Here is an 18663-nt window from a genome sequence, read left to right on the forward strand (position 1 = left end):
TCCGGCGATCTGCCATCTCTTTTCGGGCAAGCCCGGTGAGAAAAGGACCCATCGCCATGGACGATCTGCGCAGCAACGACCCCGCCAGCGTGATCGCGGCGGACAGGGCTCATGTGTGGCATCACCTGATCCAGCACAAGCCCTTCGAGACGATCGATCCGCGCATCATCGTCGAGGGCAAAGGCATGCAGGTCTGGGACATCAAGGGCCGCGAATATCTCGATGCCGTCTCGGGCGGCGTCTGGACGGTCAACGTCGGCTACGGCCGCGAGCGCATCGCCGATGCCGTCCGCGACCAGCTGGTGAAGATGTGCTATTTCGCCGGCGCCTCCGGCACGATCGCCGGGGCGGAATTCGCCGAGCGGCTGGTCTCGAAGATGCCCGGCCTCAGCCGCGTCTACTACGCCAACTCCGGCAGCGAGGCGAACGAGAAGGCCTTCAAGATGGTCCGCGCCATCTCCGCCAAGCACCATGGCGGCAAGAAATCGAAGATCCTCTACCGCGACCGCGACTACCACGGCACCACCATCGGCGCCCTCTCCGCCGGCGGCCAGCAGGAGCGGAACGCCCGCTTCGGCCCCTTCGCGCCGGGCTTCATCGAGGTGCCGCATTGCCTTGAATACCGCGCCCAGTGGGAGGGCCCGGATTACGGGGTGAAGGCCGCCGATGCCATCGAGGAGGTGATCCTCCGCGAGGGGCCGGACGAGATCGGCGCGCTCTGCCTCGAGCCCGTCACCGCCGGCGGCGGCTGCATCGTCCCGCCCGCGGGCTATTGGGAGCGGGTGCAGGAGATCTGCCGGAAGTACGACATTCTCCTCCATATCGACGAGGTGGTCTGCGGGCTCGGCCGCACCGGCACCTGGTTCGGCTACCAGCAGTTCGGGGTGGAGCCCGATCTCGTGACCATGGCGAAGGGGGTCGCCTCCGGCTACGCCGCCATCTCCTGCTGCGTCACCACCGAGGCGGTGTTCGACGCCTTCAAGGATGCCGACGACCCGCTCGGCCACTTCCGCGACATTTCCACCTTCGGCGGCTGCGCGTCCGGGCCCGTCGCGGCGCTCGAGAACATGAAGATCATCGAGGAGGAGGGGCTCTGCGAGAATTCCGCCGCGATGGGCGAGTACCTCATGGAGCGCTTCCGCGAGCTCGAGGCGAAGCATCAGGTGATCGGCGAGGTCCGCGGCCTCGGCCTCTTCGCCGGCATCGAGCTTGTCGCCGACCGCGAGACCCGCGAGCCGCTGGCCGAGAAGCTGGTCGCGAAGGTGCAGGCCGAGGCGCTGGCGGAGGATGTGATGATCGGCGCCGCCAACCGCTCCGTCCCCGGCTTCAACAACGTGCTCCTCTTCGCGCCGGCGCTGATCGCGACGCGGGACGATATCGACAGGATCGTCGCGGCGGTGGACGCGGGGCTGACGCGCGCGGTGGCGTGAGGTGACGGGCCGGGGAGGGCCATGCTAGGAGGATCCCCATGACCGACACGCCCCGCCGCCGCGGCATCAACTATGATGCGCTCTACGAGCCACCCGATGGCTGGGAGCCGGTGAAGATCACCGAGCCCCGCCCGGCGCCCCTCTCGTTCGACGCGTTCTTCGCCGCCCCGCCGGAGAAGAAACCCGCCGACTAGGGCGCCGACGATGCAACACACGATCTTCGCGCGAAAATCGTTCACGGAAGTCGCGCGATTTCCTTGAGCCTGCCTCCGTAAGGTGGGGTTCTGCGCCGCATCCCCGGCTCTTGCCGAGGAGGCCTAAGCGCCCCGCAAATCCATAGGGCGAAGGTCCAACACATAGCCCTCCCCCGCGCAAAATCGTTGCGCACCATCGCCGCGCAGGGGGAGCGCCGGCCCGGGGGTTGGCGCTCCCGCCGGCTCCGCATCGCGGTTTATGGTGCAGCCACTCCCCCGCTCACCGTCGCGCCTGCCTTCACCAGAGCGCCGACCCGCGGGACGGGCCGGCGCTCGCCCTGCGCCGTTCCGGCGCGCACCGGGCGGGGCACCGCATCACCGTCACGCTAACGGTGGGTTGGACACCCACGCTACGCCCCCGCGAGCCCGCCCATCAGGGCGGCCCGGGCGCGAGCTCCCCACGATCCCGCTGGACCTCCCGCCCCGGCCCCGGCATGTCACTCCCATGCCCTTCGACCTCACCCTCCTCCCGGCGCTCTGGATCGCCTTCGTCGCCTTCGGGGCGGCGTTCGTGCGCGGCTATTCGGGCTTCGGCTTCGCGGCGCTCCTCATCTCGGGCGCCGGGCTGGTGACCGACCCCTTCGCCTTCACCACCATTGCCGTCCTCGCCGACATGGCGATGACCCTCGGCCAGCTTCCCGGCATCTGGCGGCACATCGCCTGGCGGCGCATCGCCGCGATGCTGGCCGGCGCCGCCTTCGGCGTGCCTCTGGGCACCTGGGCTCTGACCGGGCTCGGCGTCGATACCGGGCGGGCGGTGATCTCGCTCATCATCCTCGCGATGTGCGGGCTGCTCCTCGCCGGGGTGCAGTTGCGGCGCGACCCGGGCGCCCCGGCCCATGCCGGCGCCGGCTTCGCCTCGGGCCTCGCCAATGGCGTGGCCCTCGGCGGGCTGCCCATCGCCGCGTTCTTCGCAGCCCAGCCCATCGCCGCCGCCGCCTTCCGCGCCACGCTCATCGCCTATTTCACGCTGCTCGATATCTGGACCCTGCCCTTCTACATCGCCGCCGGCCGGCTGACGGAGGAGCATCTGCTCGCCACGGCCATCTACCTGCCGCCCATGGCGCTCGGGCTCTGGGTCGGATCGCGGCGCTTCCACGGCACCGCGCCGGCCTCGTTCCGCCGCTTCGCCATCTGGCTTCTGGCCGGGCTCGCGCTTCTCGGCCTCGTCCGCTCCGTCATCTGACCGCCGGGGGTGGAGCCCCGGCGCCCCGCCCCCTAGGCTTTCGCAACGCCCCGCCCCCGGAGATGCCGATGCCCTACCCTTTCCTGTCGCCCATCGCCCCTCAGGCGCCCGCCGCGCTTCTAGCCCGGGCCCGCGCCCGCGCCAGGGCGCCGCGCGTGGCGCTGGTCAATGCGGGCGCGCCGCATCCGCTGCAGGGCATCCGCGAGGCGGCGGATCAGGGGCTGGCGGAGCCGGTGCTGCTCGGCGACCGGGCGAAGATCCTCGCCACGGCGGAGGAGATCGGCTGGGACATCTCCGGCCTCCGCCTGATCGATGCGCCGCATGAGAGCGCCGCGCCCGAGGCGGCGCGGCTGGCCGGCCTGGGCGAGGTCGATGCGGTGATGAAGGGGCAGATCCACACCTCGACCTTCCTCAAGGCGCTGCTGCCCTCCGCCGCCGGGCTGCGCGAGCCGGGCACGCGGGCGGGGCATGTCTTTCACATCACCGCGCCGGGCTCCGACCGGCCGCTGCTGCTCACCGATGCCGCGCTCAACGTCGACCCCGATGTCGCGACCCGGCAGGCCTGCCTCGCGCAGGCCGTCGCGCTCGCCCAAAGGCTCGGCGTCGCGCATCCCAAGGCCGGCATCCTCGCCCCGACGGAGGACCCGATCCCCTCCGTCCCCAACACGATGGAAGCGCGCGCCATCGCCGACTGGGCGAGGGAGGCACTGCCGGATGCCATCGTCGAGGGCCCGCTGGCGCTCGACCTGATCTTTTCGGAGGCGGCGGCCAGCGCCAAGGGCGTGACCAGCCGCATCGCCGGCGATGCCGACATCATGGTCGTGCCCAACATCACCTCCGGCAATGCGCTTTTCAAACTGATGGTGCTGGGGATGGGCTGCTGCGCCGCGGGGATCGTCCTCGGCCTCAAGGTGCCGGTGCTGCTCACCTCGCGCGCCCAGACGGCGCCGGCGCGGCTCGCCTCGGCGGCGCTCGGCGCGATCATGGCGCCATGATCCTCGTCCTCAATGCCGGCTCGTCCTCCCTAAAGGCGGAGCTTTTCGGCGAGGGGCTCGCCTCGGTGCTCGCCCTCTCCGTCCGCGAGATCGGCGGGGCGGGCGAGCTGCGGATCGGCGCCGAGACGCGCCCCGCCGCGGCGCCCGATCATGAGGCCGCGCTCGCCATGGTGCTGAAGGCCCTCGCGGAAGCCGGCCACCCGCCGGAGCGGCTCACCGCCGCCGGCCACCGTGTCGTCCATGGCGGCGCGCGGCGGCAGGCCGCCCGCGTCACCCCCGATCTCGTCGAGGAGATCCGCGCCGCCATCCCGCTCGCGCCGCTCCACAACCCGGCCAACCTCGCCGGGATCGAGGCGCTCGGCCGCCTCGCACCGGGCCTCCCCCAGACCGCCAGCTTCGACACCGCCTTCCATGCCAGCCAATCCGACGTCGCCACCGCCTATGCCCTGCCGGAGCCGCTTCGCGCCCGAGGCCTGCGTCGCTACGGCTTTCACGGGCTCTCCTATGCCTCGATCGTGGCGCGGCTCGACCCGCTGCCCGAGCGGCTTCTCGCCTTCCACCTCGGCAATGGCGCCTCGCTCTGCGCCATCCGGGGCGGGCAGTCGGTCGCCAGCTCGATGGGCTATTCGCCGCTGAGCGGCCTCGTCATGGGCACCCGTGTCGGCGACATCGACGCCGCGCTCGTCCTTCGCCTGGCCGAGGAGGAGGGCATCGAGGCCGCCGGCGACATCCTGATGCGGCAAAGCGGCCTGCGCGGCCTCGCCGGCACCAGCGACATGGAGCGGCTCCTCGCCAGGGACGATGCCGAGGCGCGCTTCGCCGTCGCGCTCTTCTGCCACGCCGCCATCAGCCACGCCGGCGCCGCCATCGCCGCCATGGGCGGCGTCGATGCCCTGGTCTTCACCGGCGGCATCGGCGAGCATGCGGCCCCGGTGCGCGAGGCCATCACCGCCGGGCTGGCCTTCCTCGGGCCGCTGCCTGCCCATGTCCTTCCGGCGGAGGAAGAGCGCCAGATCGCCCGCGACACCGCGCGGCTGCTCGGCTGAGCGGCGCCCGGGGCCCAGACAGACCGGTCTGTCCGCCGCCGCCGCTTGCCTCCCGCCCCGCCCCCGCCCTAACGTGCCGCCCGAGGAGGAGCCGACATGTCCCCGAAATATCCCGATCTGGCGGGCGCCCCGGTCTTCATCACCGGCGGCGGCAGCGGCATCGGCGCGGCGCTGGTCGAGGGCTTCCTCCGCCAGGGCGCCCGCGTCGCCTTCTGCGATATCCTCCCGTCGGACGACTTCGCCGACCGGATGGGGGAAGAGACCGGCGCCCGGCCGCTGTTCCTGAAGGCCGATGTCACCGACAACACCGCCCTGACCGGCGCGCTGGCAGCGGCGGCCGAGGCACACGGGCCGCTCAAGGTGCTCGTCAACAACGCCGCCAACGACCAGCGCGCGGATCCCGACGCGGTGGACGAAGACTTCTGGGACTGGTCGCTCTCCATCAACCTCAAGGCGCAGTTCTTCGCCGCCCAGGCCGCGGCCCGGCAAATGCGGGAGGCCGGAGGCGGCCGGATCGTCAACTACGCCTCGATCGCCCATGCGCTCGGCGCGCCCGAGATCGCGCCCTATACCGCCGCCAAGGCCGGGGTGACCGGCATGACCCGCTCGCTCGCCCGCGCCTGGGGGCGGGACGGCATCCGCGTCAACGCCATCGCGCCGGGGCTCGTGGTGACCGAGCGCCAGAAAGAGCTCTGGCTGACGGAGGAGGGGATCGAGAACCACATCTCGCGCCAGGCGCTGCCGCTCCTGATCGAGGCGGAGCACCTCGTCGGCCCGACGCTCTTCCTCGCCTCCGAAGCGAGCGCCGCCATCGCCGGGCAGGTCCTGGTGGTCGACGGCGGCGTGGTGATCAACGCATGAGCGGGCGCCGCCTCCTTCGCGGGGCCGCACCCGGGCGGGGCCGCGCCAGGCGGCCCGGCCGGAGGGCCGCCGCATGAGCCCCTGGATCGCCGCCGACTGGGGCACCTCGCGCCTGCGCCTCTGGCACCTCTCCGCCGAGGATGAGCTCATCGAGGCCCGCAGCTCCGAGGACGGCATGGGGGGCCTCGCCCCAGCCGGTTTCGCGCCCGCCCTCGCCCGTCTTTCCGCCGGCTGGGAGGCGGCCCTGGTGCTCGCCTGCGGCATGGTCGGCGCCCGGCAGGGCTGGGTGGAGGCGCCCTATCGCCCGCTCCCCTGCCCGCCCCTCGGCCCCGGCCTCACCTCGGCCCCATCGGGCGGCCCCTCTGGCGGCCCGCCCGTCCGCATCATCCCCGGCCTCTCGCAGGCCAGCCCGCCCGACGTCATGCGCGGAGAGGAGACGAGCATCGCCGGCTGGCTCACCGCCAATCCGGGCTGGGACGGTGTCGTCTGCCTGCCCGGCAGCCACAGCAAATGGGTGGAGGTCAGCGCCGGCGAGGTCGTCTCCTTCCGCACCTTCCTGACGGGAGAGCTCTTCGCTGCCCTCGGCGCCCATACCGTGCTCCGCCACAGCCTCTCGCCCTCGCCCGGGCCCGACGGCTGGGACCAGCCCGCCTTCGCCGAGGCATTAGACGCCACGCTCTCGCGCCCCGAGCAGCTCGCCGCCCGGCTCTTCTCGATCCGCGCCGAGGGGCTCCTCACCGGCCTTGCGCCCGGCGCCGCCCGCGCCCGGCTCTCGGGCCTTCTCATCGGCGCCGAACTCGCCGCCGCCCGCCCCTGGTGGCTCGGCCGCGAGGTGGCGATCATCGGCGAGGGTCCCCTCGCCGGCCTCTATGCAGAGGCCCTTGCCGCCCAGGCCGTGCCCACCCGCCTCGCCGAGAGCGGGCCGATGACCCTCGCCGGCCTCGTCGCCGCCCGGCGGATGATGGAGGGCCGGACGTGAGTGCGGACGCCCACCTGTCGACCGGCGGCCCGGTCCGACGCGGGAGCCGGGGGGCTGTCTGCCCCCCGTCGGCCCCTCAGGGCCGACTCCCCCCGAGGATTTTTCCGGAGCAAAGACCAGGGAGGGACCCGCTCTCCTCAAGGCCCGGCCGCCCCTCGGGCCTAACGAGTGCCACCCGCCTCCTCGCCCCCCATGTCTTTGCTCCCGGGCATCCTCGGGGGGAGTCGCCAGAGGCGACGGGGGGCAGACAGCCCCCCGGATCCGCCCTCTCCGCCGGGCGCGCCCGCCCGTGAGAGAGATCATCGCCATCCTCCGCGGCCTCACGCCGCAAGAGGCCGAGCCCGTCGGCGCCGTGCTGATCGAGGCCGGCATCACCCGCATCGAGGTGCCGCTGAATTCGCCGGAGCCCCTCGCCTCCATCACCGCCCTTGCCCGTGCCTTCGGCGCCGAGGCGGAGATCGGCGCCGGCACCGTCCTCACCCCGGAGGAGGTGGCCCGCGTCGCCGAGGCCGGCGGAAAGCTCATCGTCTCGCCCAACACCGATCCGGCCGTCATCAAGGCCACGCGGGCGCTCGGCCTCGCCTCCTGGCCCGGCGCCTTCACCCCCACGGAGGCTTTCGCGGCCCTCGCCGCCGGCGCCTCCGGCCTCAAGCTCTTCCCCGCCGAGCTGGCCGGGCCGGCGGGGCTCAAGGCGCTCCGCGCCGTCCTGCCCCCGGCGACGCCGGTCTATGCGGTCGGCGGTGCCAGCCCCGCCAATTTCGCCGCCTGGGTGCAGGCGGGGGCCACCGGCTTCGGCATCGGCACGGCGCTCTATGCGCCCGGCCTCCCCGCCGCCGAGGTCGCCGCCCGCGCCCGCGCCATCACCCAAGCCTATGACGAGGTCCTCGCATGATCTTCAACAGCACCAACTGCCTCCTCGGCGAGGGCCCGCTCTGGCACCCGATCCGCGGCGAGCTCTTCTGGGTCGACATCCTCGCCCGCCGGCTCCATTCCGCCGTCCGCTCCTGGGATTTCGAGGATTTCATCTCCGCCGCCGGCTGGATCGACGAAGAGACGCTGCTCGTCGCCACCTCCCGCGCGCTCGTGCGCTTCCCGCTCGGCACCGGCGTGCCGGAGGATGTCGCGCCCCTCGAGGCCGACAATCCGGGCACCCGCAGCAACGACGGCCGCGCCGATCCGCAGGGCGGGTTCTGGATCGGCACGATGGGGCTCGGCGCCGAGCCTAGGGCCGGCGCGATCTACCGCTACTACCGAGGCGAGCTTCGCCAGCTCTTCCCCGGCATCACGATCCCCAATGCCACCTGCTTCAGCCCGGACGGCACCACCGCCTTCTTCGCCGACACGACGCAGAACAAGGTCTGGCGCGTCCGGCTGGACAGCGAGGGCTGGCCCGCCTCCGACCCCGAGGTCTTCATCGACTTCGCCAGCACCGGCCACAGCCCCGACGGCGCCGTGATCGCCGAGGACGGCACCTTCTGGACCGCCCAATGGGGCTCCGGGCGCGTGGCGGTGCACGGGGCGGATGGCGCCTTCCTGACCGCCCATGACTTCCCCGCCGCGCAGACCACCTGCCCGGCCTTCGGCGGGCCGGACTTCAAGACGCTCCACGTCACCTCCGCCGCCGCCGGGCTCAGCCAGGATGCCATCGCCGCGGCCCCGTCCTCCGGCCGCACCTTCGCCATCGAGGTGGAGACCCGCGGCCAGGCCGAGCACAGGGTGATCCTCTAGGCGCCGCGCCCGAAAAGTCTTCGCAGAAGACTTTTTGACAGAGAATTTTCGTAGAAAATTCTTTGGCTTACCCCGCGTCCGCCAGTTCCATCCCCCGAGCCGCGCGCACCCATCGCACGATCGCCGCCCGCTCCGCCTCCTCCATGTAGGAGAGGTTGGCGGGCGGCATCGCATGGGTGATTCCCGCCTGCAGGTAGATCTCCTCGGCATGGATGGCGATATCCGCCGCCGTCTCGAGCATCACGCCCTTCGGCGGCCACTGGAACGTGCCGAAGCTCGGCTCGGCCGCATGGCACATGGCGCAGCGCCCCATGACGATCTGGTGCACCTCGTCGAAACCCTCCGCCTCGGCATAGCGCAGCGCCCCTGCCGGGATCGCCGCCTCGTCCTCGCGCCATTCATAGGCGCGGGGGGAGGAGAGCCAGATGATCGCCACGAAGATCACCGCCGTCAGGCCGAGCGCCCAATGCGGATGGCCCTTCCGCGCGTGCATGGTGTTGAAGAAATGCCGGATGGTCACACCCATCAGGAACACCAGCGTCGCGATCAGCCAGTTGAGCTCGCTCGCGAAGGCCATCGGGTAATGGTTAGAGAGCATGAGGAAGATGACCGGCAGGGTCAGGTAATTGTTGTGCGTGCTCCGCTGCTTGGCGATCTTGCCGTATTTCGGGTCGGGCGTCCGCCCGGCGACGAGGTCGGCGGTCACCACCTTCTGGTTGGGGATGATCGTGAAGAACACGTTCCCCGACATGATGCTGGCCGTGAACGCCCCGAGGTGCAGAAGCGCCGCCCGCCCCGAGAAGACATTGGCGTAGAAGAGCGCCATCCCCACCAGCACGGCGAAGAGGAGCAGCATGACCAGCGTCTGGTTGGCCGTCACCAGCCGCTTGCAGATCTGGTCGTAGACCACCCAGCCGAAGCCGAGCGAAGCCATCGAGATCAGCGCGCCCACCCAGACGGGGATGTCCAGCACCTCGGGGTCGATGAGGAAGATCTCCCCCCCGATGTAATAGACGAGGAAGAGCATGGCGAAGCCCGAGAGCCAGGTCGCGTAGCTCTCCCATTTGAACCAGACGAGGTCGTCCGGCATGTTGGCCGGCGCCACCAGATATTTCTGGATGTGGTAGAAGCCGCCGCCATGCACCTGCCATTCCTCGCCATCGGCGCCGGAGGCGAGCTTGCGGTCGCGGTGCAGCCCGAGGTCGAGGGCGATGAAATAAAAGGACGAGCCGATCCAGGCGATGGCCGTGATGACATGCAGCCACCTGACGGCAAACTTGACCCACTCAAGGATCAGCACCCAGTCATACATATCCGTCCCCCTTTTTTCTCAAAGGGGCCCTGCCCGGCGCCCGCCGTCAAGCCGGATATGCCCGCCCGGTGCGCGCGGCCCCGCCGCGCCGGGCCTCCTGCCTCCTCAAGGGGCGCCGGCTTGGGCCGCGGCCCCCGCGGCTTCGCTCCCGAAAACCCCTCGGAGGGCCGGCGGGGGGCAGACAGCCCCCCGCTCCGCCTCAGGCCGAGCGCCGTTTGAGGAACAGGACCGTATCGAGAAGCTCGGCGGCCTCCCCCTCTGGCCCCGTCCCGGGCCTCGCCACCACGTCGGCCACGACCTCGTCCCAGAGCGCCGGATCGGCGGCGAGATCGGCCCGCTCGCTCTCCACCGTCGGAAAGTCTCCACCATGCTTGCCGGAGGCCCAGGGCGGCGGCGCCGCATGGGCGACGACGAGCAGATGCCCCCCCGGGGGCACGAGCGCGGCCGCAGCCCGCAGGATCTGCGCCCGGGGGAAGGGCGTGACGGGCGACTGGAAGTAGAGCGCCGTCACCAGATCGAACCTCCCCTCCGGCAGGCCCGCCTCGAGGTCGCGCGCCTCGAACCGGGCGCGGCCCGCGAGCCCGGCCTCCGCGGCCCGGGCCTCGGCCCGGCCCACGGCGGTGGGCGAGATGTCGAGGCCCAGCGCCTCCCACCCCCGCGCCGCCAGCCAGAGCACGTCATCGCCATGCGAGGCGCCGAGGTCGAGCGCCCGGCCGGGGGCGAGCCCGGTCGCGAAACGCAGCATCATGGCGCTCGGCCGGCCGGAGGTGCTGGTGCGGCGCGTGCGGTAGAAGTCTTCCCACCAGCCCTGCGGGTCGAGCGTCTGGTCTTCGGTCATCATCAGGCTCCATCTTATGTAACACCATAAGTATCTTGAAGCCGCACCCCAGTCAATGTCATGTAACCGGACGAATTACGAAAGGCCACCCCATGCGCCAGGACACCCGCCTCTCCCGCCTTCTGCACGTCCTCCTCCACATGGCGGAGACGGAGGCGCCGCTGACCTCGGAGCATATCGCCGGGATGCTCGGCTCCAATCCGGTGGTGGTCCGCCGGATCATGGCCGGGCTCCGCGATGCCGGCTATGTCGCCGCCGAGCGGGGCCATGGCGGCGGCTGGCGGCTGACCCGGCCGACGGCGGAGATCACGCTCCTCGATGTCTTCCGCTCGCTCGGCGAGGCGGAGCTCTTCGCCTTCGGCCTCTCCGACCCTTCGCCGCGCTGCCTCGTCGAGCAGAGCGTCAACGACACGATGCGCGAGGCGATCGGCACGGCCCGCGACGCGCTCCTCTCCCGCTTCGCCGAGATCCGGCTGAGCGACATCCAGGCCGATTTCAACGCCCGCCGCGCCACCCACGCCCCGACCCTGAAGCTTCCCCACGCGCCAGACTGAGCGCCCCGGTGCCCAAGAAGCGCCGCGCCCCCCGGTCTTTGCTCCAAAGAAATCCTCAGGGGGGCCTCGGGGGGCGCGAGCGCCCCCCGGGCCAGGGGGTTCGGGGGGCTGGCAAGCCCCCCGCGCGCCTCCCTCACGACCCCCGATAGGTCGAAAAGGCAAACGGCGAGAGCAGCAGCGGCACATGGTAATGGTCCGCCGCGCTCATTCCGAAGCGGATCGGGATCTCGTCGAGGAAGAGCGGCTCCTCCCCCGCCTGCCCCGTGGCGCGGAGGTAGTCCCCCGCCGCGAAGACCAGCTCGTACTGCCCCGGCGCGAACTCCACCTCCGGCAGGATCGGCGCATCCGTCCGCCCGTCGGCATTGGTCACCGTTCCGGCCAGCTTCACCCGCTCGCCGCCCTCGAGGCGCCAGAGCGTGATCCCCACGCCCTCCGCCGGCTTGCCCAGCGCGGTGTCGAGCACATGTGTCGTCAGATATCCCGGCATCCTGCCCTCCGTTTCCCGCCACCTTCACGCCCCGGCCCCGCCCTTGCAAGCCTGCCCTCCTTCGCCCTAGACACATCAGGCCCCGCCCGAGGAAGAAGTCATGGCACCCCGCTATCCGCGCGACCTGTCCGGCTACGGCCCGACGCCCCCCGAGGTCCACTGGCCGCATGACGCGCTGGTGGCCGTCAGCCTGGTGCTCAACTTCGAGGAGGGCGGCGAGAATTCCATCCTGCATGGCGATGCCGGCTCCGAGGCGTTCCTCTCCGACATCGCCGGCGCGCAGCCCTGGCCGGGGCAGCGGCACTGGAACATGGAATCGATCTACGATTACGGCGCCCGCGCCGGGTTCTGGCGGCTCCACCGGCTCTTCACCGAGCGCGGCCTGCCGGTGACGGTCTACGGCGTCGCCACCGCGCTCGCCCGCGCCCCCGAGCAGGTCGAGGCCATGAAGGCCGCCGGGTGGGAGATCGCCTCCCACGGGCTCAAATGGGTCGAGCACCGCGACATGGGCGAGGCGGAGGAGCGCCGCGCCATCGCCGAGGCCATCCGGCTCCATACGGAGGTCACCGGCGCGGCGCCGCGCGGCTGGTACACCGGCCGCTGTTCGGAAAACACCGTGCGGCTGACGGCGGAGACCGGTGCCTTCGACTGGATCTCCGACACCTATGACGACGACCTGCCCTATTGGCGCGAGGTCGGCGCGCGCGACCAGCTCGTCATTCCCTACACGCTCGAGGCGAACGACATGCGCTTCGCCACGGCGCCCGGCTACATCACCGGCCGGCAGTTCGGCGATTACCTGATCGACGCCTTCGAGGTGCTCCGCGCCGAGGGCGAGGCCGGGCGGCCGAGGATGATGTCGGTCGGGCTGCACAACCGGCTGATCGGCCGGCCGGGCAAGATCGCCGGGCTCATGCGCTTTCTCGACCATATCGCCGGGCGGGGCGGCTGGTGCTTCACCCGCGGCGAGATCGCCGAACACTGGGCGGCGCATCATCCCCATGAGCGCCGCGAGCGGCCCTCTGCCATGAAGAAAATGCGCTTCATGGAACTCTTCGGCGGCATCTACGAGCATTCGCCCTGGGTCGCCGAGCGCGCCTACAAGCTCGAGCTCGGCCCCGCGCATGACAGCGCCCCCGGACTTGCGAACGCCATGGCCCGCGCCTTCCGCTCTGCCTCGCCCGAGGAGCGGCTCGCCGTCCTCACCGCCCATCCCGACCTCGCAGGAAAGCTCGCCGCCGCCAAGGCGCTGACCGCCGACAGCACCGCCGAGCAGGCCTCCGCCGGGCTCGACGCGCTGACGGAGGAGGAGCGCGCCCGCTTCACCGAGCTCAACGAGGCCTATATGGCCCGCCACGGCATCCCCTTCATCATCGCGGTGCGCGACCACGACAAGGCCGGCATCCTCGCCGCCTTCGAGCGGCGGATCGGCAACGAGACGGAGGCGGAGATCACCGAAGCCTGCGCCCAGGTCGAGCGCATCGCCCTTCACCGACTGAAAGTCCTTCTGCCATGACGTCCTACTACGCCCCGCCCGGCGGCCTGCCCGGCCAGAAGAGCCGCGCCAAGGATCGCGCCATCTTCACCGAAGCCTATGCCGTCATCCCCCGGGGCGTGCTCACCGACATCACCGTCTCCTACCTGCCCGGCTGGACGCGCGCCCATGCCTGGGTGCTCGCCCGCCCGCTCACCGGCTTCGCCGAGACCTTCGCCGAGCTGATCGTCGAGCTCGCCCCCGGCGGCGGCGCCGAGCGGCCCGAGCCCGACCCGGAAGGCGAGGCGGTGCTCTTCATCCTGACCGGCGATCTCGCCGTCACCATCGCCGGGCAGCGCCACGAGATGGGCCCCGGCGGCTATGCCTATCTGCCCCCCGGCGCCGACTGGCAGGTGACGAACCCCGGCGACGCGCCGGTCAGCTTCGTCTGGATCCGCAAGGCCTATCAGCGGGTCGAGGGGATCGAGGCGCCGGAGGCCTTCGTGACGAACGATGCCGATGTCCCGGCGGTCGAGATGCCCGACATGCGCGCCCGCTGGTCGACAACGCGCTTCGTCGACCCGGCGGACCTCCGGCACGACATGCATGTCAACATCGTCTCCTTCCATCCCGGGGCGACGATCCCCTTCGCCGAGACGCATGTGATGGAGCACGGGCTCTACGTGCTGCAGGGCCGGGGCGTCTATCTGCTCAACGGCGACTGGGTGGAGGTGGAGGAGGGCGACTTCATGTGGCTCCGCGCCTTCTGCCCGCAGGCCTGCTACGCGGCGGGCACCGAGCCCTTCCGCTACCTGCTCTACAAGGACGTGAACCGCCACGCCGCGCTGACGCTCAGATGATCGTCCGGGCCGAGCCCCTGACGGCCGCCGCCTTCGCCCCCTTCGGCGACGTGCTGGAGGCCGCCGGCCCCCACGACAAGCTCATCAACGAGGGCCTCTGCGGCCGCTGGCACGACCGCGCGGCGCTCGACTTCGGCTCGGGCCGCGCGGGGATTTCCATCTTCCGCGCCGAGCCCCGGGCGCTGCCCTATGTCTGCGCCCTCCTCGAGCGCCATCCCGAGGGCAGCCAGGCCTTCCTGCCGCTCTTTGAGGCGCCCTTCCTCGTGATCGTCGCCCCCGATGCCGGCGGCGCCCCGGGCACCCCCCGCGCCTTCCTGACCGCCCCCGGGCAGGGCGTGAACCTCCACCGCGGCACATGGCACGGCGTCCTGACGCCGCTCTCGCCGCCGGGGCTCTTCGCCGTCGTTGACAGAATAGGCGAAGGCGCCAATCTCGAGGAGCACCGGCTGGATCAGCCCTTCACCGTGGAGCCCTGAGCCCCGATGGCCCGCTTCCTCACTGCCATGAACGTCTCGCTCGACGGCTATGTGGATCACGACGCGGATTTCCCGCCCGAGCCCGCGCTCTTCGCGCATTGGACGGATTTCGTCGGCGACCTCTCCGCCAGCCTCTACGGCCGCAAGACCTACGAGCTGATGCGGGTCTGGGACGGTGACAACCCGGATTGGACGCCGGAACACCGGGCCTTCGCAACGGCCTGGCAGGCCCAGCCGAAATTCGTCGCCTCCCGCGGGCAGCCCGAGCTCGGCCCGAACGCCGCGCGCCTCGGCCCCGACCTCGCGGCGGAGGCGCGGGCCCTCAAGGAGCGACTCAGCGGCGACGTGCAGGTCAGCGGCTCCGACCTAGCGGAGCAGCTCTCCGTCCTCGGCCTGATCGACGAGGTGCGGCTCTACCTCCACCCCGTGGCGTTCGGCTCCGGCCGGCCCTATTTCCGCGGGCCCGCGGCCGCCCATGCGCCTCACGGGCTCCGAGCGGATCGGGGAAAACGTCATCTGCCTGACCTATCAGCCGGAATGAGAAAGGGCGCCGCCAGCCGGCGACGCCCCTCCAGATCGTCCAGACAGAAAGGTCAGTTCGGGGTGATGACCACCTCGACCCGGCGGTTCTGCGCCTTGCCCGCGGCATCTAGGTTCGAAGCCACCGGCGCATCCTCGCCGCGGCCGACCGTCGAGAGCCGCGCCGGCGAGACGCCGGCGTTGATCAGCACCGAGGCCACGGCCTGGGCGCGCCGCTCGGACAGTCCCTGGTTGTAGGAGGCCTCGCCGTCGCTGTCGGTATGGCCGATCACCTGCACCCGCGAGTTCGGGTAGGAGTTGAGGCTCCCCGCCAGCGCGCGCAGGTCGCTCTGCAGCTGCCCGGTCAGCGTGGCGCTGTCCACCGGGAAGAGGATGTCGTTCGGCATGGTAACGATGAGGCTCGAGCCGGTGTTGGTGATGCCGACATTGGCGCCGAGCTGGTTGCGCAGCTCCGCTTCCTGCCGGTCGAGCGCCGTGCCGGCCGCCCCGCCGACAACCGCACCCGCGGCGCCGCCGATGACCGCATTGCGCAGACGCTCGCGGGAATTGTCGCCGGCAAGCGCGCCGCCGACGGCCCCGATGGCGCCGCCGATGAGCGCGCCCTGGCTGGCATTCTCGTCGGTCTGCCCCGGCACGGGGGCGCAGGCGGTGAGCCCGACGGCCAGCGCACTGGCGGAAAGGGTGAGGACGGCTTTGTTGAGATAGCTTTGCATCGTGACTTCCACTTCTTCTGGGCCTGTCGTGCGGCCATGTCCTGGGGCGACGCCTCGCGGCTCGCGCTTACTGCCCATATCGAGCAGGTTAACGCGGATATCCAATAGCGGTTTCCCTGACCCGCGGCTTTTCGCCGAACTCCGTGGGGTCAGACGCGCCCCGGGGCCCCCCGAGGCCCTTCACGCCCCTCAGTCCGCCTCCGCCCGCGCCGCCTCCCAGGCGAGGATGGCGCGCTTGACCGGCAGGCCCCAGTGATAGCCGCCGAGCCCGCCGGATTTCTTCAAGGCTCGGTGGCAGGGGATGAGATACGAGATCGGGTTCCGCCCCACCGCCGTCCCCACGGCCCGCACAGCCCTCGGCGCGCCGATGGCGGCGGCGATCTCCGAATAGGTGGTCACATGGCCGGAGGGGATGCGCATCAGCGCCTCCCAGACCTTAATCTGGAAGGGCGCGCCGCTGAGGAGAAGCGGCATCTCGCTCCGCCCCGCAAAGGCGGCGAGGGCCATCGGCCGGATGCGCTCCGGCGCCTCACGATAGCGTGCCGCCGGCCAGCGGCCGCGAAGCTCCGCCATCGCCGCCGCCTCGCCGCACTCGGCGGTGAAGGCGATGCCGCAGATGCCCCGCTCCGTCGCCATGAAGAGCGCCGGGCCAAAGGGGCTCTCCACCCGCGCCCAGTCGATTTCCAGCCCCTCGCCGCCCCGCGCATAATCGCCCGGGCTCATCGCCTCCCAGCGGAGGAAGAGGTCATGGAGCCGCCCCGTCCCCGACAGCCCGGCGCCATCCGCGGCCGCGAGCGTGGTGAACCTCGCCTCCAGCAGCGCCTTGGCATGGCCCAGGGCCAGATATTGCTGCAGCCGCTTGGGCGAGACCCCGGTCCAGGCGGTGAAGAGGCGCTGGAAATGCGCGGCCGACATATGCATCCGCCCGGCGAGCTCCTCGAGCGGCAGCGCCGCCCCTCCGGCGGCATCGATCTCCGCGATGGCCCGCGCCATGACGTGGTAATGATAGCCGCCTTCCTCGAAGCGCTGCGGTACGGACATGGCTCATCTCCTCTGCTCGCCCGACCAGTTAGCCCCTCGCTCCCGCCTCCCGCGACCCGAAACCTGCGCGAATCCGCACCCACCTGAACCTGCCTCGTCTTTGCTCCCGAAAAATCCTCAGGGGGGAGTCGCCCCTCGGGGCGACGGGGGGCGCGAGCGCCCCCCCTCACTCAAGGAATGCGCCGCAGGCGCTCATTTTGACAGCCCTTGCCCCCCGCGCCCCCGGAAGGCAATAAACCTCCCATGGCCCGCCCGCTCTCCTATGAAGAGATCCGCACCTGCTTTCAGCGCTTCGAGGCCGCCGACCCGGCGCCGGCGAGCGAACTGCACTACGTGAACCCCTATACGCTCGTCGTCGCCGTCGCGCTCTCCGCCCAGGCCACCGATGCCGGGGTCAACCGCGCCACCGGGCCGCTGTTCGAGAAGGTCACGACGCCGCACCAGATGCTGGATCTCGGCGAGGAGGCCCTCACCGAGCATATCAAGACCATCGGCCTCTTCCGCAACAAGGCGAAGAACGTCATGGCGCTCTCCCGCCTCCTCGTCGAGGAGCATGGCGGCGAGGTGCCCGCCTCGCGCGCGGCGCTGACCGCCCTGCCCGGCGTCGGGCGGAAGACGGCGAACGTCGTCCTCAACGTCGCCTTCAACTTTCCCGCCCAGGCGGTCGACACGCATATCTTCCGCGTCTCCAACCGCACCGGCCTCGCCCCCGGCAAGGACGTGCTGGCCGTCGAGCGCGCCATCGAGGATCGCGTGCCCGTTCCCTGGCAGCAGCATGCCCATCACTGGCTCATCCTGCACGGCCGCTACATCTGCATGGCCCGCAAACCCCGCTGCGCGGATTGCCTGATCCGCGACATCTGCACCTTCGAGGAGAAGACCTCATGACCCACGCCCAGGTTGTCGGTATCGGCAATGCCGTCGTCGACGTTCTGTCCGAATGCGACGACAATTTCCTCGCCAACATGGGGATCGACAAGGGCGTCATGCAGCTCGTCGAGCGCGAGCGCGGCGAGGTGCTCTACGGCGCCATGCGCGAGCGGCGGCAGGCGCCCGGCGGCTCGGTCGGCAACACCATCGCCGGTCTCGGCAATCTCGGCCTGACAACCGCCTTCATCGGAAGGGTGCGCGACGATGCGCTCGGGCGCTTCTACGCCTCGGCGCTGGAAGCGGCGGGGACGGCCTTCCCCAACCCGCCGGTCGCGGGCGGGGCGCTGCCGACCTCGCGCTCGATGATCTTCGTCACGCCCGACGGCGAGCGCTCGATGAACACCTATCTCGGCATCTCCTCCGAGCTCTCGCCCGCCGACGTGCCGGCTGAGGTCGCCCGCGGCGCCGACATCCTCTTCCTCGAGGGCTATCTCTACGATCGCCCCGAGGGCAAGAAGGCCTTCGAGGAGGCGGCGCGGCTCTGCCATGCCGGCGGCGGCCGGGCCGGCATCGCCCTCTCCGACCCGTTCTGCGTCGACCGCCACAGGGACGACTTCCGCCGGCTGGTGAAGGAGCTCGACTACGTGATCGGCAACGAGCACGAATGGGAATCGCTCTACCAGACGGATCTCTCCGCCGCCCTCGAACAGGCCTCGCAGGACGCCGGGCTCGTTGTCTGCACCCGCTCGGGCAGCGACGTGATCGTCACGGACGGCGACACTTTGGCCGAGGTGCCGGTGAAGCGCGTCGTGCCGGTCGATGCGACCGGCGCCGGCGATCTCTTCGCGGCCGGCTTCATTTACGGGATGGCCCATGGCGCGGACCTCGCCACCTCCGGCCGCATGGGCTGCGTGGCGGCGGCCGAGGTCATCAGCCATTTCGGCGCGCGGCCCGAGACGGATCTGCGCGCGCTCTTCCGCAAGGAAGGCCTGATCTGAGGGCAGCCGCCCCCGCGAGCC

20 protein-coding genes and 1 pseudogene are annotated in these 18663 nt (G+C 71.2%); 16 read left to right on the forward strand and 5 right to left on the reverse strand.

The window, feature by feature from the left end:
• Positions 1-56 precede the first annotated feature (56 nt).
• The 9 genes from ACAZ03_RS14805 (at position 57) to ACAZ03_RS14845 (ending at position 8479) form a co-directional block, all read left to right on the forward strand.
• Positions 57-1430, forward strand: coding sequence for an aspartate aminotransferase family protein (locus tag ACAZ03_RS14805; protein ID WP_373354792.1), 1374 nt, complete (start codon positions 57-59; stop codon positions 1428-1430).
• A 38-nt stretch (positions 1431-1468) separates the two neighbouring features.
• Complete coding sequence (locus ACAZ03_RS14810; protein ID WP_373354794.1) at positions 1469-1624, forward strand: hypothetical protein; 156 nt, start codon at positions 1469-1471, stop codon at positions 1622-1624.
• Positions 1625-2129: 505 nt separating this feature from the next.
• Positions 2130-2870 (forward strand): sulfite exporter TauE/SafE family protein, encoded by a 741-nt coding sequence (locus ACAZ03_RS14815; protein ID WP_373354795.1) that lies wholly within the window; start codon positions 2130-2132, stop codon positions 2868-2870.
• 68 nt (positions 2871-2938) lie between these two features.
• On the forward strand, positions 2939-3865 hold the full coding sequence (locus tag ACAZ03_RS14820; RefSeq protein ID WP_373354797.1) for a phosphate acyltransferase: 927 nt from the start codon (positions 2939-2941) through the stop codon (positions 3863-3865).
• A complete protein-coding gene (locus ACAZ03_RS14825; protein ID WP_373354799.1) occupies positions 3862-4911 on the forward strand; it encodes an acetate/propionate family kinase in 1050 nt (349 codons plus the stop codon). The genes ACAZ03_RS14820 and ACAZ03_RS14825 overlap by 4 nt, the downstream gene beginning before the upstream one ends.
• Positions 4912-5007: 96 nt before the next feature.
• Entirely contained in the window at positions 5008-5772 is a 765-nt protein-coding gene (locus ACAZ03_RS14830) for an SDR family NAD(P)-dependent oxidoreductase (RefSeq protein WP_373354801.1), read from the forward strand.
• A gap of 73 nt (positions 5773-5845) precedes the next feature.
• Positions 5846-6751 carry a 2-dehydro-3-deoxygalactonokinase gene (locus ACAZ03_RS14835; protein WP_373354802.1) on the forward strand — a complete coding sequence of 302 codons (906 nt, stop codon included), beginning with the start codon at positions 5846-5848 and terminating at the stop codon, positions 6749-6751.
• 289 nt (positions 6752-7040) lie between these two features.
• Positions 7041-7643: a 2-dehydro-3-deoxy-6-phosphogalactonate aldolase gene (locus ACAZ03_RS14840; protein ID WP_373354804.1), complete on the forward strand. Its 603-nt coding sequence runs from the start codon at positions 7041-7043 to the stop codon at positions 7641-7643.
• Positions 7640-8479: an SMP-30/gluconolactonase/LRE family protein gene (locus ACAZ03_RS14845; protein ID WP_373354806.1), complete on the forward strand. Its 840-nt coding sequence runs from the start codon at positions 7640-7642 to the stop codon at positions 8477-8479. Before ACAZ03_RS14840 ends, ACAZ03_RS14845 begins: the two co-directional genes overlap by 4 nt.
• Positions 8480-8546: 67 nt before the next feature.
• On the opposite strand, the gene ACAZ03_RS14850 is transcribed toward ACAZ03_RS14845, so the two are convergent.
• Together ACAZ03_RS14850 and ACAZ03_RS14855 are read right to left on the reverse strand one after the other, a co-directional pair.
• Positions 8547-9791, reverse strand: a complete 1245-nt coding sequence (locus ACAZ03_RS14850; RefSeq protein ID WP_373354808.1) for a urate hydroxylase PuuD — start codon at positions 9789-9791, stop codon at positions 8547-8549.
• Between the two features lie 199 nt (positions 9792-9990).
• Complete coding sequence (locus ACAZ03_RS14855; RefSeq protein WP_373354810.1) at positions 9991-10632, reverse strand: class I SAM-dependent methyltransferase; 642 nt, start codon at positions 10630-10632, stop codon at positions 9991-9993.
• A gap of 89 nt (positions 10633-10721) precedes the next feature.
• Between ACAZ03_RS14855 and ACAZ03_RS14860 the strand changes: the two genes are divergently transcribed.
• On the forward strand, positions 10722-11183 hold the full coding sequence (locus ACAZ03_RS14860) for an Rrf2 family transcriptional regulator (RefSeq protein ID WP_373354812.1): 462 nt from the start codon (positions 10722-10724) through the stop codon (positions 11181-11183).
• Positions 11184-11316: 133 nt separating this feature from the next.
• On the opposite strand, the gene uraH is transcribed toward ACAZ03_RS14860, so the two are convergent.
• A complete protein-coding gene (uraH, locus tag ACAZ03_RS14865; protein WP_373354814.1) occupies positions 11317-11670 on the reverse strand; it encodes a hydroxyisourate hydrolase in 354 nt (117 codons plus the stop codon).
• 100 nt (positions 11671-11770) lie between these two features.
• Between uraH and puuE the strand changes: the two genes are divergently transcribed.
• The 4 genes and pseudogenes from puuE to ACAZ03_RS14885 all read left to right on the forward strand — a co-directional run.
• Positions 11771-13186, forward strand: coding sequence for an allantoinase PuuE (gene puuE, locus ACAZ03_RS14870; RefSeq protein WP_373354816.1), 1416 nt, complete (start codon positions 11771-11773; stop codon positions 13184-13186).
• Positions 13183-14004 (forward strand): bifunctional allantoicase/(S)-ureidoglycine aminohydrolase, encoded by an 822-nt coding sequence (locus tag ACAZ03_RS14875; protein ID WP_373354818.1) that lies wholly within the window; start codon positions 13183-13185, stop codon positions 14002-14004. The genes puuE and ACAZ03_RS14875 overlap by 4 nt, the downstream gene beginning before the upstream one ends.
• The gene (locus ACAZ03_RS14880; RefSeq protein ID WP_373354819.1) at positions 14001-14480 is read left to right on the forward strand and encodes an ureidoglycolate lyase; all 480 of its coding nucleotides are present in this window, start codon (positions 14001-14003) and stop codon (positions 14478-14480) included. Before ACAZ03_RS14875 ends, ACAZ03_RS14880 begins: the two co-directional genes overlap by 4 nt.
• Before the next feature lie 159 nt (positions 14481-14639).
• Positions 14640-14933 (forward strand): annotated as a pseudogene (locus ACAZ03_RS14885) (dihydrofolate reductase family protein); the annotation flags it as partial.
• A gap of 140 nt (positions 14934-15073) precedes the next feature.
• Here the strand turns inward: ACAZ03_RS14885 and ACAZ03_RS14890 are convergent.
• Both ACAZ03_RS14890 and ACAZ03_RS14895 read right to left on the reverse strand, forming a co-directional pair.
• Positions 15074-15733, reverse strand: coding sequence for an OmpA family protein (locus tag ACAZ03_RS14890; protein ID WP_373354821.1), 660 nt, complete (start codon positions 15731-15733; stop codon positions 15074-15076).
• Between the two features lie 189 nt (positions 15734-15922).
• Positions 15923-16774: a methylated-DNA--[protein]-cysteine S-methyltransferase gene (locus ACAZ03_RS14895; protein WP_373354822.1), complete on the reverse strand. Its 852-nt coding sequence runs from the start codon at positions 16772-16774 to the stop codon at positions 15923-15925.
• Positions 16775-17017: 243 nt separating this feature from the next.
• Here ACAZ03_RS14895 and nth point away from each other — a divergent pair, with 243 nt between their 5' ends.
• A complete protein-coding gene (gene nth, locus ACAZ03_RS14900; protein WP_373354823.1) occupies positions 17018-17662 on the forward strand; it encodes an endonuclease III in 645 nt (214 codons plus the stop codon).
• Positions 17659-18642 (forward strand): adenosine kinase, encoded by a 984-nt coding sequence (locus ACAZ03_RS14905; protein WP_373354825.1) that lies wholly within the window; start codon positions 17659-17661, stop codon positions 18640-18642. The genes nth and ACAZ03_RS14905 overlap by 4 nt, the downstream gene beginning before the upstream one ends.
• The last annotated feature ends 21 nt before the right edge of the window (positions 18643-18663 follow it).

Source organism: Pseudoroseicyclus sp. CXY001 (assembly GCF_041714655.1).
In the GTDB taxonomy this organism is placed as follows: domain Bacteria; phylum Pseudomonadota; class Alphaproteobacteria; order Rhodobacterales; family Rhodobacteraceae; genus Pseudoroseicyclus_A.